The following is a 15600-nucleotide window of genomic DNA, read 5'->3' on the forward strand; positions in this document are numbered from 1 at the left end:
CACGCATCATGCGCGTCGGCGGGCGCGCCGTCGAGGAGATCGGTGAGGTAGTCGCCGGACTCGGACTCGCCCGGCCCCTGGTGGTGACCGACAAATTCCTGGTCGGCACCGGTGCGGTGGATCGGATGGTCGCGCAGCTCGAGGCCGCCGGACTGCGGCCGGCAGTCTTCGCCGAGACCGTTCCCGACCCCACCACCGCCTCGCTCGACGCGGGTGCCGCAGCGGTCGCCGAGCACGACGCCGACTGTGTGATCGGGTTCGGTGGAGGAAGCCCGATGGACACGGCCAAGGCCCTCGGCCTGCTCGCCCGGAAGGGCGGTCACATGCGCGACTACAAGGTGCCGCGCGACAACATCGGCCCGGCGCTACCGGTGATCGCCGTGCCGACCACGGCGGGAAGCGGCTCGGAGGCAACCCAGTTCACGATCATCAGCGACAGCGAGTCCGACGAGAAGATGCTGTGCACGGGCCAGGCCTTCCTGCCGGTCGCTGCGATCGTCGACTATCGGCTCACCATGACGATGCCCCCGCGCCTGACGGCGGACACCGGCGTGGATGCACTCACCCATGCCATCGAGGCCTATGTCAGCAGGAAGGCGAACCCGTTCTCCGACAGCCTCGCGCTCGTCGCGATCGACACCATCGGACAGGTACTGCGGCGCGTCTACGCGGACGGGCAGGACGCCGAGGCGCGCGAGCGGATGATGCTGGCCGCCACGCAGGCGGGCATCGCCTTCTCCAACTCCAGCGTCGCGCTCGTGCACGGCATGAGCCGTCCGATCGGGGCGCACTTCCATGTTGCGCACGGACTGTCGAACGCGATGCTGTTCCCGGCGGTCACCGAGTTCTCGGTGGATGCCGCCGAGTCCCGCTATGCCGACTGCGCCCGCGCGCTCGGCGCGGCCTCGACGGACGCCTCGGATGCGACCGCCGCCGCAGACCTGGTCGTCGCGCTGAAGGAACTGTGCCGCGACGTGGAGGTGCCGACACCGAAGTCGTACGGCATCGACAAGCAGACCTGGGACGAGAGGCTCCCGGTCATGGCCGAGCAGGCGCTGGCGTCGGGATCCCCGAACAACAACCCGAGGATCCCGACGGCCGAGGAGATCTGCGATCTCTACGGGCGGATCTACGCCTGAGGCCGACTCATTCGGGAGCCTGATCGTCGGGCTCGACCTTCTCCGTCCTCACCCGGTCCGCGACGTTGCCGGGCGCACCCTCCTCCTCGCGTTCCTTCTCGACCTTCTGCTCGAGCTTGTCGACGAGATGCTTGATCTTCTGCCCGGTGAGGTCGTCGTTGTCCTCTGGGCGGCCCGAACCGTGCTTGGGGGCGTTGTCCATCGACGTCCGTCCTTCGTTCGTAGGGTGCAGGGGAGCGGTACCCGAGCGCCGGAACGGTCAAACGGGCAACGGTTCTGCTCACACCGATCACCACCGGCAAGCTCGATGAGACCGTTCCCGCCGCCTAGCTCATCCCGCCCGCTCGGCTGCGGCGGCGATGTCGGCGAGGTCCTGTTCGAGGGCCTTGCGGGTCGCGCGTTTCGCGAGCGGCGCGAACACGGTCATCGCAAGCTGAGCGAAGGCGCCGAGGGGTCCGCTCTCGCCGGAGAACTCCACGGACAGATCCGTGCCGCCCGCCGAGGGGGTCAGATCGAAGACGGTCCGGTAGCGGGCGCCGCGGGATTCGGCGACGACGACGGTGCGCCGCTCCGGATCCGCCTCGGCGACCTGCATCTCCTCGGTCGCCGACTGCCCGAACATCACGCGGGTCTCCCGCCACCGTGTGCCCACCTCGTAGCCGGTGCCGTCCAGTCGTTCCACGGCCTTCACCGCACGCAGGGTGGTGGGCGCCTCGTCCAGCGCGGTGAGCACCCGCCACACCGCGGATGGTGGTGCGGCGATGTTGCGCGAGACCTCGATGCGTTGTTCCACTTCTCTCCTCGTGATCGTTCGGGTCAGAGCGGGAGCTCGGTCTCCTGCAGCCCGGGCGGAACACCGCGGCGCCGGAACCATTCGACACCGAAGGCGGCCCGCAGGTGTTCCTCGGGCATGTTCAGCATCGGCCCGAAGTCTCCGATCTGCGACTCATAGCCGATCATGGCAGCGCGTTTGGCGGCCAGCGCCGTCGACACGTCCACCGCGGTGGTCAGTTCCGATTCCGGTAGGCCGAACGTCTCGAGGTCCGGTGGGCGCACGTCGTCGGGGGTGTCCGGCAGCGCCGAGAGCAGCCGCATCAGGTGGTCCCGGTTGCTCGATGCCTCGTAGACGGCGTCGTGTCCGGTGATCCGTTCGGCATGGATCCCGGCCCGGTGGACCTGGACGTGATCGGGATGACCGTAGCCGCCGTGCGCGTCGTAGATCGTGACGACATCGGCGCGTTCCTGCTCGATCACGGCGGCCAGCCTGGCTCCCACCTTGCTCGGATCGGCGTTGGTGAAGGCATTCGGGTCGTGGTTGCCGGCGGTGCCGGCCATCCCCGAATCGCCGTATCCGAAGGGCACCACCCGCGCCGCACCCAGCGCCCGGGCCGATTCCTCGAGTTCCTTCGTGCGGCGGGCGGCGAGGGATTCGCCGGGCGCGAGCAGCCCGTCGGGATATTCGCCGCGGGCACCGTCGGTGGCGACGACGAGGACGACGCGATGCCCGGCGTCGGCGGCTCGGCGCATCACGCCACCGGTGAGGAACACCTCGTCGTCGGGGTGTGCGTGAAAGCACAGCAGAACGCTCATGGCGTTCATGCTGACACGCTGCTCGTGCGGTGCAGCGGTCAGTCCGACTCGCCGTATCGGGCCGCGAGATTCTCGGGCATCGGTTCGTGCCGCAGATACTGGCGGGCGAAATCGGCGGTGCCCTGCGTGATGGCCCGCAGTTCCACCGGATAGCGGCCGAGTTCGAGCTCGGGAACCTCCGCGCGCAACAGGGCGACACCCGGCTCGGGGGATTCGGTGCCGAGCACCCGTCCGCGCCGGGCCGACAGATCGCCGAGGACCGCGCCGAGATGCTCCTCCGGCACGATCACCCGCACGGCGGCGACCGGTTCGAGTACGCGAACGGTGCTGTGTGAGGCCGCATCCCGCAGGGCCAGCCCGGCGGCGGCCTGGAAGGCCGCGTCGGACGAATCCACCGAGTGGGCCTTGCCGTCGACCAGGGTGACCTGCACGTCGACGAGCGGATATCCCGTCGTCACGCCCTTCTCGGCCTGCGCGTACACGCCCTTCTCCACGGACGGGATGAACTGGCGCGGAACCGCACCGCCCACCACCTTCTCGGCGAACACCACCCCGCTGCCCACCGGCAGTGGTTCGACCTCGACGTCGACGACCGCGTACTGACCGTGCCCGCCGGATTGTTTGACGAGCCTGCCGTGGCCTTTCGCGGGGCCGGCGAAGGTCTCCTCGAGCGGCACCCGATGCTCGACCGTGTCGACCTGGACACCGTGCCGGGTGCGCAACCGTTCGAGGACCAGTTCGGCGTGCGCTTCACCCGTGCACCACAGCACGAGCTGATGGGTCTCGGGATTCTGCTCGACGCGCAGCGCGGGATCCTCGGAGGCGAGGCGCGACAGGGCCTGGGACAGCTTGTCGTCGTCGGTGCGGGTGTGTGCCTCGATCGCGACGGGCAGCAGGGGAGTCGGGGTGGGCCACCGGTCGAGCGGGACCGGATGGTCGGGGTCGTACAGGACGTCACCGGGTTGTGCCGTCGCGAGCTTCCCGACCGAGGCGATGTCTCCCGCCACGGCTTCACCGACCGGGCGCTGTTGCTTGCCGAACGGGCTCGTCAGGGCGGGAATGCGTTCGCGGCTGTCGCGGTCGCCGTCGGCCAGCGCGACGATCGTGTCGGGTCGCAGCGTGCCGGAGTACACGCGCACCAGGCTGATCCGCCCGACATAGGAGTCGCCGGCCACGCGCACGACCTGCGCGGCGAGCGGACCGTCCGGATCGCACGGCGGTGCACCACGACCGCGCTGCGTCGGTGCGGGGAATCCGGTGGTGATCAATTCGAGCAGTTCGACGGCACCGATTCCCGTCTCGTCGGCGGGAACGGCCGGGTGCAGGGTGCACGCCAGGATCTCGCGGGTGAGTCCTTCCTGCAGGGAGGCCGTGTCGAGTTGCTCGCCTGCGATGAACCGCTCCATGAGCGTGTCGTCCTGGCCGGAGATGGCCTCCACGAGGCTCTCGCGCGCTTCGGTGGACACCGGGCACGGACCGGGTTCGCCGTAGCTGCGGCCCGTCAGCAGACCCATCGACCCGATCGGGCGGTCGCCGTCGTAGACGGGATAGAACATGGCCCTCAGGGTGTCCGGTCCCAATCCGAAGGCGACGTGACTGTCGGTGAGCATGTCGTCGAAGCTGTGCCGGGCGACATCGAGTTTGTTCACCACGATCGCGCGGGGGATCGCCTCGTCGTCGCATTCGCGCCAGAGCGCGCGGGTCGCTGCGCTGATGGGATCGGTGGCGGAGACGACGAAGATCGCCGCGTCGGCCGCGTGCAGGGCTGCGCGGACCTCGGCGTCGAAGTCGGGGTGTCCCGGCGTGTCGATCAGGTTGATCTTGATGTCGTTCCATTCGAGGGGGACGACGGACAGCTGCACCGACCTGCGGTGGCGCTGCTCGATCCCCTCGTAGTCGGACACCGTGGTGCCCTCTGCCACGCGCCCGGCGCGCCCGACGGCGCCCGCTGCGACGGCGAGGGATTCGGTGAGGGTGGTTTTCCCGGAGCCGCTGCACCCCACCAGGGCAACGTTGCGGATCCGGTCGGGACTGTCGGCGGTCGGTGCCTGCCGGCTGCGTGCTGCGGAGCGATCGGGCATCGAGCTACTCCCTCGTGTGACCTGCAGCACAGTCTAAGGCATTCCGATGGTGCCTCCGGGGAGGTTCGCAACACGCGCTCGGGGCTCGCAACGCCACCGGTGACCGATGGTGTTGCGAGCCTCGCGGCGGCGGTGCGTACCCCCGGCCTGCTCAGTACACGTCGCGCACGTACCGCTTCTCGCGCTTGAGGGTGGTGACGTACTCCGCGGCCTGCTCGTCGTTCATGCCGCCGTGCTCGGCGACGATCTCGTGCAGCGCACGGTCGACGTCCTTCGCCATCCGCGACGCGTCGCCGCAGATGTAGAAGTGTCCACCCTCCTCGAGCCACGCGAACAGTTCCGCGCCGTGCTCCTTCATGCGGGTCTGCACGTAGATCTTCTCGGCCTGATCGCGGGAGAACGCCAGGTCCAGGCGCGTGAGCACACCCGAGTCGGCGAACTCGGCCAACTCCTGTTCGTAGATGTAGTCGCAGCCGCGCTTCTGGTCGCCGAAGAACAGCCAGTTCTTCCCCGTCGCACCCCGTGCGCGACGTTCCTGCAGGAAGCCGCGGAAGGGTGCGATGCCGGTGCCCGGACCGACCATGATCATCGGTGCGGTGTCGTCGGCGGGCACGCGGAAGGCCTTGTTCTTCGACACGAAGATGCCGACCTTGCCTTCACCGACACGATCGGCGAGGAAGGTCGAGCACACGCCGCGACGCTCGCGGCCGTCGGTGCCGTAGCGCACCGCCGCGACCGTCAGGTGCACCGAACCGTCGCACGCGTTCGGGCTCGACGAGATCGAGTACGCCCGGTGCTGCAGCGGACGCAGCAGCGCCAGGAACTGCTCGGCCGACAGCTCGGGCGCGGGATCGAGCAGGAGCACGTCGAGAATGTCGCGGCCCCACAACCATTCGTCGAGCGCGGCCTTGTCGCCGTGCCGCAGCACATAGGTGAGTTCCTCGTTACCCGTGTGTTTCTCGATCTCCTCGAGGAGATCGACGGACGGAGCGGTGATCTCGTAGTTGTAGGTGAGGAGGTGCTCGAGCGTGTCGTCGTGACCCTCGGGGACGGTCGCGCCATCGAGACCGAGCCGACCGAGGATCGCGTGCACGAGTTCGGTGTCGTTGACGGGCACCACGTTCAGCGCGTCGCCCGCTTCGTATTCGAGACCGGAATCGGCGAGCGCGAACTCGTAGTGCCGAATCTCCTTGGCCGAGTCCTCCCCGGACAGGAGCACGTTCGACGTCAACACCGCCGGATAGGGATTCTTGCGGGTCCACTGCGACTTCGCCCGGGCCGGTGCCGCCGGTGCCGCGGGAGCGGGAGCACCATCGCCCACGATGCCCTCGACGGCCGCGACGAGCGGCAGCGTCTCCGCGATCCACGTCGCGGCGAGCTCCTCGAACTCGACGTCGCAGTCCACCCGCGGCACGATGCGCTGCGCACCGAGCTGCTCGAGACGCATATCGATGAGCTTGCCGGCCTGGCAGAACCCGTCGTACCCCGTGTCACCGAGAGCGAGCACCGCGAAGTTCATGCCGTCGAGGCGCGGCGCGCTCTCGGCCGACAGCGCATCCCAGAACAGCTCGGCGTTGTCGGGCATCTCGCCCTCGCCGTAGGTGGATGTGACGATCAGGACCTGGCCCAGACCGGCGAACCGGTCGAGGTCCATGTCGTCGAGAGCGCACACGACGGGCGCGAAGCCCTGGGTGCGCGCTGCAGCCGCGGCGTCCTCGGCGACGGCTTCGGCATTGCCGGTCTGCGAGCCGTAGAGCACGTGCAGAGCAGTCGCCGAGCCGACGGTCCCGGCATCGGCGGCGGGACCCCCGGAGAACAGGCGGGTCTGCATCCCGGCGACGAAGCCGGAGAGCCACGACCGCTGATCGGCGGTGAACGGAGCGTCGAGGGGAATGAACGGGCCGGTGGTGGTCACGCGGAGACTCCCATCGTGGAGGTGAGGACGTTCGGGACGGCGTTGCGTGCGAACAGTTCCTCGTAACCGGGCAGGCGACCTGCGGCGTCGAGATTCTTGCGGCTCTGCAAGAGGATCCAGCCGTAGGTACCCGGCGCATCGACCGAGCGGACGTTGCGCAGGGCCAGGGCCTGCTTGTAGTCGTTCAGGCGCTTGTCGGCGACCAGCGCCGCGAGCTGCTCGTCGGTGTGATCGGCGATCGCCGCGAGGGCGTAGCGCTCGAGCTTCGCGACGAGGAAGAAGTCCTCGGTGAGCAGCAGATTGCGAGCGGCCTTCTGCACCGCCGGATCCGACACGTCGGTGGCGCCGGGGACCTTCTGCAGCGCCATCTCCTGCGCGGCGGCGAGCACCGTGTAGTTGTTGAGCAGCGCGTACATGGCCTCGGTGTCGGTCGCGTCCGGGGTGACACCACCGGCGACGGGAACACCCGAGCGGTAGTTCTCCTTGAACTTGCGCACCTGGTGCGCGACCAGCGCCGTGGCGACCTCGGCGGCGAGGTCCTTGCGCGACGCTGCGGCGAGGATCTCGTCGAGGTCCTGGTACTGCAGCAGCGCGCGCGGCATGCCGTACGCGAAGCGGTGCTGCTCGACCTGCCAGTTGTCGATCAGGAAGCGGGCCTTCACCGAGCCGGTCGCCTCGACGTGCAGGTGCAGCAGCTGCAGCACGGCGGCGTTGTGGATCGCGGCCTGCGGGTCGTCGCCGGTGATCGACCCGAGGACGATCGAGTCGGCGCTGGCCTTGCGGGGGAGCAGGCCCTCGGGGTCGTACTGGTAGACGAACCCGCCCGACATGCCGTTGCCGAAGCCCTTGCCGAACTCGCCGATGTTGAGCACCGCGCCGTTGGTCATGTACTCGCAGGCGAACTCGCCGACACCCTCGACGACGGCGGTGGCGCCGGAGTTGCGCACCGCGAAGCGGTCGCCGGCCTCACCCTCGACGAACAGGCGACCACCGGTCGCACCGAAGAGCGCGAAGTTGCCGATGAGCACGTTGCCGCCGCGTCGGTCGCTGCCGCCGCCGGGGGAGTGCAGCACGATCTGCCCGCCGCACTGGCCCTTGCCGACGCCGTCGTTGGCGGTACCGGTGTGCTCGATGTGCATGCCGTCGTTGCAGAACGCCCCGAAGGACAGGCCCGCCGAACCGGAGGTGGTGATGGTGACGGTGCCGTCGCGTAGCCACCGGCGTCCGCGCTCGTCGTCGAGCACGGCCGGCAGGGCGCCGAGATCCTCGTGGTTGAGCATGCGCTCGATGTCGATCGCCAGCTGCGCGCCGACGCTCTTGTTGTTGTTCGTCAGCTGCACGCCGTCGCCGAGCGAGACGGTGAGCTCCTTCGCATCGACGAGGGCCTCGCGCAGCCGGGCCACCCACGCCTCGTCGAGCGAGTAGTCCTTCTCCATGTAGACCGGATTGTCGATGTGCACCTCGGGCAGCACCGCGAGCATCGCCCGCAGGTCCAGCCGGCCCACGCTCGACGGGTGGTCGAGCAGGTGCAGCAGGTCGGCGCGGCCACGCGCGTCGCGCAGCGACCGCAGACCCAGGCGGGCGAGCAGCTCTCGGGTCTCGTGCGCGACGTTGAGCAGGTACTGGGCCATCGCCCGCGGATCGCCGTTGAACACTTCGGGATTCGTGGTCAGACCTGCCGGGCACTTGACGTTGCAGTTCTTCGCCATGACGCAGCCGAGCATCATCAGCGCGGTGGTGCCGAACTCGAAGCTGTCGGCGCCGAGCAGCGCGGAGACGATGACGTCCGACGCCGTCTGGTGCGCACCCGAGCAGCGCAGCACGACCTTGTCGCGCAGACCGTTGGCCGTGAGGGCCTGGTGGACCTCGGCCACACCGATCTCCGCGGACCGGCCCGCGTACTTCAGCGAGGTCACCGAGGCGGCACCCGTGCCGCCGGTGTTGCCGGCGACGTTGATGACGTCGGCGCCGGCCTTCGCGACACCCACGGCGATCGTGCCGATACCCTCCGAGGAGACGAGCTTGACGATCACCCGCACCCGCGCCGCCTTGGCGTCGTGGATGAGCTGGGCGAGGTCCTCGATGGAGTAGGTGTCGTGGTGCGGCGGCGGCGAGACCAGCTCGACGCCCGGGGTCGCACCGCGCGCCGCGGCGATCTCCACCGTGACCTTCTTGGCGGGCAACTGGCCGCCCTCACCGGGCTTCGCGCCCTGCGCGATCTTGATCTCGATCTCCTCGAGCATCGGATCGGCGAGATAACCGGCCCACACACCGAAGCGGCCGGACGCGAACTGCTTGATGCGCGACCCGCGGATGGTGCCGTAGCGGGAGATGTGCTCGCCGCCCTCACCGCAGTTCGACATGCCGCCGACCATGTTGGTGCCGTGGGCGACGGCCTCGTGGGCGTTGGAGTTGAGCGCGCCATGGCTCATCGCACCCGACGCGAGCGCCGGGGTGATCTCGTGCGCCGGCTGCACCCGGTCGAGCCGCACGCTCAGCGGGGCCTGGCGGACCTGCTCGAGATAGCGCGCGGCGTCACCGATCGCGTGCACGGTCAGGGTGTCGCCGTAGCAACGGTGCGAGACGATGCCGTCACCGAAGCGCGCGACGAGCGAGGCCGCGAGCGCATCGGGACGACGGTGGTCGTCTGCGAGCGGACCGGTCAGACGCAGGACGAATTCGCTCTCACCGACCCGCGCCGCGGAGATCCCGCGCACGAGCATCGAGTTGTTGCCGAACCGCGCGAAGCGGCCCATCTCCTTGGTGAAGTCCTCGGCGGTGACGGCGTAGGTGACGTCGGCGGGCAGGGCGAGCACGTCGCGCAGCGCCGCGGGACGCTGTGTGCGCTCGTCGGCCATCGTGCGGGCGAACGCGCGGTAACCCGGGGTGATCTCGAAGGCATCGATCTCGGCGGGTGTCAGGGCGCGGAAGCCGCCGTAGCGGTACGACGCGTCGTCGAGACCGTGCGCGTCGGAGAGCCGGTGCAGCGGCAGCAGACGCAGCGCGTCGGTCAGATCCGGCTCGGCCTCCTTCTCCACGGGCAGCGCGAAGGGCTCCTCGGTCATGTCCACGAAGCCGCGCACGGCGGTCGTGCCGAACGAGTGACCGGCGCCCTCGGCGCGCTCCTTGAACAGACCCAGCAGCGGGACGTCCTTCTCCGTCTCCACGGTGAGAGCGCGACGGTGCCAGTCGGCGACGGCCTGCGCGAGGGTGGTGAAACCGACACCGCCGACCGGGGACTTCACGTTCGGGAACCAGCGCGCGAGCACCTCGTCACTCGTGTCGAGATAGCTCGGCTCGAAGAACTCACCGCCGATGTACGACTCGACGGTGCACAGGCCGACGCGTCCCATCGTCTTCATGAGCGACTTCTCGGCCGCCTTGCGGAACTTCAGGAACGCGGCGTCGGCATCGTCGCCGAACTTCTCCTCGGCGCGCATCTGCACCGTGAGCGGATACACCGCAGCGGCACCGAAACCGAGGGTCGCGGCGATGTGATGCGACGAGAACAGCTGTCCGGATTCGACGATGACGGACACGCGCAGACGCAATCCCTCGTCGATCAGGCGCTGGTTGACCGCGGCGACGGTGAGCACCATCGGCAGTCCGGCGCGGTCGGTGGAGACGTGGCGGTCGGTGAGCACGGCGATGCCACCGGATTCGCGGGCGAAATCGGCAATGGCCTCGGCCGTACCGTCGATCGCGGCGGCGAGCGCGGCCGCGTTCGCCTTGGCGTCGTCGAAGACGGGGGAGTACAGCATCTCGAAACGCCGCACCGGGGTGTCGGACTGCTCGCGGATACGCAGCATGTCGAGGTGCGTGAGGATCGGGGTGGGCACCACGATCTGGGTCGCGGACGAGACGGGAGCACCGCTACCGGGGCGAGCACCGAGCGCGACGCGCAGGGTCATGCCGTCCGCTTCGCGGATCGAGTCCAGCGACGGGTTGGTGACCTGGGCGAAGCGCTGCGAGAAGTACTTGGCCACACCGCCTTCCTGATCCGACAGCGCGTTGATGGCGTTGCCGTAACCCATCGCGGAGATGCGCTCCTGACCCGACGCGAGCATCGGGTCGAGCATGAACCGGAAGGATTCCTGGTTGATGCTGTAGGACACGTAGCGCTGGTAACGCTCGAGATCGCCGTTGTAGCGCAGCGGGGAACCGGCCTTCTCGGCGGGAACCTCGGGCAGGGCATCGAGATTGCGGCGGGCCTCGTCGACGAGCGACGCGTAATTCTGCCGGGCAGCAAGAAGTTCGAGCGCCTCATCCGCTCCGTAGGAGCGGCGCGTGCGGTGATCGAAGTACAGCATGCCACCGGCCTCGATGCGGCCGCGACGCAGCACGGTCTCGGGCGCGAAGTCGAACTGGCCGGCCTCGGAGGTGACGGCGAGGTACTCTTCGGTCTCCACGGTGCGCAGCGGACGCAGGCCGAGGCGGTCGAGGCGCGCGCCGACGACGGTGCCGTTGCCGAAGACCAGCGCCGCGGGGCCGTCGTTCTTCTCCTCGTACAGGGAGAAGAACTCGAGCATCGCGCGGACCTGTGGCGACAGCTCGGTGTCGTTCTCCCAGGCAGGCGGCATCATCTGCACGACGGCGGTGACGAGGTCGAGTTCGTTGTGGGCGATACGCGAGGCCAGGGTCTGGTCGAAGCGGCAGCTGTCGGACTGTCCCGGCGGGCGAATGATGTCACGGCCCATCGCGCGGGCGAGGGCGCCCTCGAACAGCCGGTTCTTGCGATCGGTGTTCAGCTCACCGTTGTGCGCTATGAGGCGGAACGGCTGCGCCATCGTCGGATGCGGATCGGTGTTCGTCGAGAACCGGGTGTGGAAGAACAGGGTGTGCACCGCGTGCCGCGGATCGGTGAGATCGCGGAAGTACGGGATGACCTCGTGAGAGTTCAAGCGGTTCTTGAGAACCTGCGTGCGCGCACTGAGCGAGAGCGGGTACAGCCCGCCCAGTTCCGGCTCGGTGTAGGCGCGGGCCTCGACCTCGAGGAGCACGCCGTGCAGCAGTCGGTCGAACTCGTCGACGGAGTCGCACGCATCGGGCCGCGTGAAGATCCACTGACGGATCGGCAGCTGGTATTTCGTTGCGGCAGAACGCAACACGCTGTCGTCGACGGGGACGTCGCGCATCGTGAGCACGGTGACCCCGGCTCCGGCGAGTGCTGACGAGACGAGTTCCTCGGCATCGGCATGCGCCGCGGGATCGGTGGGGAGGAAGAAGTTTCCGACACCGAAGTGCCCTTCCTGCAATGGTTTTCCGGTGATCTCGGAGAAGAAGGCGACCGACAGGTCCACGTTGATGCCGGCTCCGTCGCCGACACCCTCGGCGGACATGCCACCGCGGTGCGGCACGACGCACAGGGCCTCGTGACCGCGGGTGAGCACGTCGTGGGTCTGCACGCCGTCCTTGCGGGTGATGAAACCGACACCACAACTGCTCTTGTCCAGCGTGCTGTCGTACAGGCCGGTGTCACTGGCGTGCGTCACGGACGTCCTCCTCGGTGCATCGAATTCGACGTCGACCGGCAGTGACGATGCGAAGAAGGGGAACGCGTGGGAAGGCGCAGCTCCTGAGGTGCATAGACGTGTGCCGGAGACGATGTGTGTGAATGCAGACGTCTTTGTCCGAATGCGCCGTGCGTTGCGACGGTGGAGCGCGCGAGCAGCAATGGCAAGTGTAGCGCACGTGTTAACTCCGGTGACGGCGGGATACATCACAACCCGCCGGGAGTAAACGCTTTATTGCGGGAGGGTCTTCGCTACGCTCGCGCCCAACGGCGTCGACAGGCCGGACTACGAGCAGGGAGAGCGATATGACCGACATTCTCGACCGCACGAAGATCTACATCGACGGGCAGTGGGTGGACTCCGACGGCGCCGGCCGCATCGAGGTCGTGAACCCGACGACCGAAGAGGTCGTCGCCGCGGTCGCCGAGGGTGCCGCCTCCGATGTCGATCGGGCGGTCGCCGCAGCGAAGGCGGCCTTCCCGGCCTGGTCCGCGCTCAGTGGTGCGTCGCGCGCCGCCTACCTGGAGAAGGTCTCCTCGCTGGCGAACGAGCGTGCCGACGAACTCACGAGCGTCGTCTCCCAGGACATGGGGATGCCCGCTCACTTCGCGCGTGCCATCCAGGTCGGGATGCCGCTGAAGAATATTGCCGCCTATGCGTCGCTGGCCGGAACGTACGACTTCGACGACCAGGAGATCGGCAACGCCCTGGTCGTACGCGAACCCATCGGGGTCGTCGGGGCGATCACCCCGTGGAACTACCCGCTGCACCAGGTGGTGCTCAAGGTGTTCGCCGCGCTCGCCGCCGGGTGCACCGTGGTGCTCAAGCCCACCGAGGTCGCGCCGCTGGTGACCTACGCGCTCGTCGACATCGTCGACGAGGCCGGCCTGCCGCCGGGCGTGTTCAACCTCGTCAGCGGTTACGGACCGGTCGTCGGCGAGGCCATCGCCGCACACCCCGACGTCGACATGGTGTCGTTCACGGGCTCGACGCGTGCCGGCAAGCGCGTCTCGGTCGTCGCTGCGGAGACGGTGAAGAAGGTCGCGCTCGAACTCGGCGGCAAGTCGGCCAACATCATCCTCGACGATGCCGACCTCACCGCCGCCGTCACCGAGGGTGTCGGCAAGTGCTTCCTCAACTCCGGCCAGACCTGCACCGCCCTGACCCGCATGCTCGTCCCCGCCGACCGTCTGCAGGAGGCCACCGCCGTCGCCGAGCAGGTCGCGCGGGCCTACACCGTCGGGCTGCCCGACGATCCGTCGTCGAAGCTGGGCCCGCTCGTCAGCGGCACGCAGCAGGCCCGCGTGAAGGCGTACATCGACAAGGGCGTCGAGGAGGGGGCCGAACTGGTGCTCGACGGACGCGAAACCGAGTTAACCACCGGCTACTTCGTCGGCCCGACCGTGTTCACGAACGTCGCGCCGGAGATGACGATCGCCCGCGAGGAGATCTTCGGGCCGGTGCTGTCGATCATCGGATACCAGGACGAGGACGATGCGGTGCGCATTGCCAACGACAGCGAGTACGGCCTGTCCGGTGGGGTCTGGTCGGCCGACCCAGCGCGAGCGGAGGCCGTGGCCCGCCGTATGCGCACCGGTCAGGTCTACATCAACGGCGGCGCCTTCAACACCGACGCACCTTTCGGTGGTTACAAGCAGTCGGGTATCGGACGCGAGGCCGGTGTCTTCGGGCTCGAGGAGTTCCTGGAGATCAAAACGATCCTGCGCTGACGGCGGTGCCGTCGAATCTTGCGCTGACGGCGGTGCCGTCGAATCTCACGCTGACGGCGGTGCCGTATCGTTTCGTCGGACCGGTCAGTAGTAGACCGCGCCGGGTACGCCGCCGCCCACGGCGATCGCATCGCCGGTGATGCCGATGCTGCGCGGGCTCGCGAGGAACGCGACGACGTCGGCGACCTCGCTCGCGTCGATGAGGCGGTTCACGGAGTTCTTCGCGATCTGCTGTTCCAGTTCGGCTATCGGCGTGCCCGTCTCGGCGGACTCCTCGGCCAGTCGCGCCGCCAGCCGTTCGGTGCGGGTGCGGCCGGGGTGGACCACGGTGACGTTGATGCCGTGCGGGCCGAGTTCGTCGGCGAGGTTCTTCGTCACGGCTGCAACGCTGACGTTCCGGACCGTCTGGGCGATGGAGTTCGCGCTGCGCGCGCCGAGCCCGCTGATGTTGATGATCCGGCCCCAGCCCTGCTCGATCAGGTAGGGGGCGACGGCGCGTGCGGTGCGCAGACAGCCGAGGATCTTGATCTCGACTTCGTTGCGCACGATGTCGTCGGTGGTCGCGGCGAAACTCGTCGGCTTGTCGGCGCTCCAGGGTGTGGCGGCGGAGTTGACGAGGATGTCGACGCCACCGAGTTCGGCGACGGCCCGCGCGACGAGTGCGTCGACCGAGGCCTGGTCGCTGGTGTCGGTGGGCACGGGAACGATTCGTCGCCCGGTCTCCTCCGAGAGGGTCTTCGCCGCGATGTCGAGATCGGCCGCGGTACGGGCCGCGATCACCACGTCGGCACCTTCGGTGGCCAGTGCCCGCGCGATGGCGTAGCCGATGCCGCGGCTACCGCCGGTGACGATGGCCCGCTTGGCAGTGAGTCCGAGATCCATGCTGCCCTTGTCCGTTCTTCGGGGATGTCCCGACGGTATGCCGACAGGGGAGCGGGCGGCCACATTTGCGACCGGCGTGATGCGAAGCGGTGGACGGCTACGGCTACGGCGACGGCCCCCGCACCATGTGGTGCGGGGGCCGTCGGTGGTAGGTCTCAGGCCTTGCGGGTGCGGCCGAGGCGCAGCAGCGTCATCGCGAGCGTGCTGCCGTCGGTGCCGAGTTCGGCGAAGCGTCCCATGACGGCCATTTCCTCGGCCTGTGCTTCGCGGCTCGCGTCGGTGCCCTTCGCGGATGCTCCGGCGCGCTGAACGAGCTCCGAACGCCGCTTGATCACCGCGAGCAGCTGAGCGTCGAGCTCCTTGATCTGCTCGAACAGCTCCCCGAGCTCTGCCTCGGCCGACGAAGCTTCGCCGACGGACGCAAGGCCAGGCGAATCAAGCTGGACAGTCATGCAGACTCCTCCGGTCTCGTCTGAATCGTCACAGATTGTGTCGTGCTTACACCTATAGGTGTTACCGACACGTAGGGAAAAATTCTCGCGAGATTCTCCCATGCGCGTCCTGTTCCTTCATAAACGGCCGTGACCTGGTTCAACACCCTGATGGCCGGGGGTATGTTAATTGTCACACCGACCGGTGCCAACTCGTGTGTCCGTCGGTGACGCCGCGCCCGAAGGGTCCGCATCGGGTCCGCCGCTCGAGGTAGCGTTCCGGCCGACCGGCAGGGCCGAGGACGTCGGGGCTCCTCGG

Annotated in this window: 10 protein-coding genes; 2 read left to right on the top strand and 8 right to left on the bottom strand. The window is 68.5% G+C overall.

Annotated elements, in window-relative coordinates; all coding sequences use genetic code 11:
- The first annotated feature begins 8 nt into the window (after positions 1-8).
- Positions 9-1139 carry an iron-containing alcohol dehydrogenase gene (locus tag KXC42_RS07485; protein WP_219130447.1) on the top strand — a complete coding sequence of 377 codons (1131 nt, stop codon included), beginning with the start codon at positions 9-11 and terminating at the stop codon, positions 1137-1139.
- 7 nt (positions 1140-1146) lie between these two features.
- Here KXC42_RS07485 and KXC42_RS07490 read toward each other — a convergent pair whose 3' ends face one another.
- From KXC42_RS07490 to KXC42_RS07515, 6 genes are all read right to left on the bottom strand, one after another.
- Positions 1147-1341, bottom strand: coding sequence for a hypothetical protein (locus KXC42_RS07490; RefSeq protein ID WP_006552878.1), 195 nt, complete (start codon positions 1339-1341; stop codon positions 1147-1149).
- A 129-nt stretch (positions 1342-1470) separates the two neighbouring features.
- A complete protein-coding gene (locus KXC42_RS07495) occupies positions 1471-1932 on the bottom strand; it encodes an SRPBCC family protein (RefSeq protein ID WP_039587779.1) in 462 nt (153 codons plus the stop codon).
- Positions 1933-1955: 23 nt separating this feature from the next.
- Positions 1956-2729, bottom strand: coding sequence for a PIG-L deacetylase family protein (locus KXC42_RS07500; RefSeq protein WP_039587793.1), 774 nt, complete (start codon positions 2727-2729; stop codon positions 1956-1958).
- Positions 2730-2767: 38 nt separating this feature from the next.
- On the bottom strand, positions 2768-4810 hold the full coding sequence (locus KXC42_RS07505) for an elongation factor G-like protein EF-G2 (RefSeq protein ID WP_033098013.1): 2043 nt from the start codon (positions 4808-4810) through the stop codon (positions 2768-2770).
- A 151-nt stretch (positions 4811-4961) separates the two neighbouring features.
- The gene (locus tag KXC42_RS07510) at positions 4962-6725 is read right to left on the bottom strand and encodes a sulfite reductase subunit alpha (protein ID WP_033098012.1); all 1764 of its coding nucleotides are present in this window, start codon (positions 6723-6725) and stop codon (positions 4962-4964) included.
- On the bottom strand, positions 6722-12217 hold the full coding sequence (locus tag KXC42_RS07515; protein ID WP_200359828.1) for a glutamate synthase-related protein: 5496 nt from the start codon (positions 12215-12217) through the stop codon (positions 6722-6724). The genes KXC42_RS07510 and KXC42_RS07515 overlap by 4 nt, the downstream gene beginning before the upstream one ends.
- A gap of 326 nt (positions 12218-12543) precedes the next feature.
- Between KXC42_RS07515 and KXC42_RS07520 the strand changes: the two genes are divergently transcribed.
- Positions 12544-13968 (top strand): aldehyde dehydrogenase family protein, encoded by a 1425-nt coding sequence (locus KXC42_RS07520; protein ID WP_200359830.1) that lies wholly within the window; start codon positions 12544-12546, stop codon positions 13966-13968.
- 84 nt (positions 13969-14052) lie between these two features.
- Here the strand turns inward: KXC42_RS07520 and KXC42_RS07525 are convergent, their stop codons facing one another.
- Together KXC42_RS07525 and KXC42_RS07530 are read right to left on the bottom strand one after the other, a co-directional pair.
- On the bottom strand, positions 14053-14850 hold the full coding sequence (locus tag KXC42_RS07525) for an SDR family NAD(P)-dependent oxidoreductase (protein ID WP_071934666.1): 798 nt from the start codon (positions 14848-14850) through the stop codon (positions 14053-14055).
- Between the two features lie 155 nt (positions 14851-15005).
- Complete coding sequence (locus KXC42_RS07530) at positions 15006-15302, bottom strand: chorismate mutase (protein WP_019288919.1); 297 nt, start codon at positions 15300-15302, stop codon at positions 15006-15008.
- Positions 15303-15600 lie beyond the last annotated feature (298 nt).

It is taken from the genome of Rhodococcus sp. LW-XY12 (assembly GCF_019317345.1).
GTDB lineage: Bacteria > Actinomycetota > Actinomycetes > Mycobacteriales > Mycobacteriaceae > Rhodococcus > Rhodococcus pyridinivorans.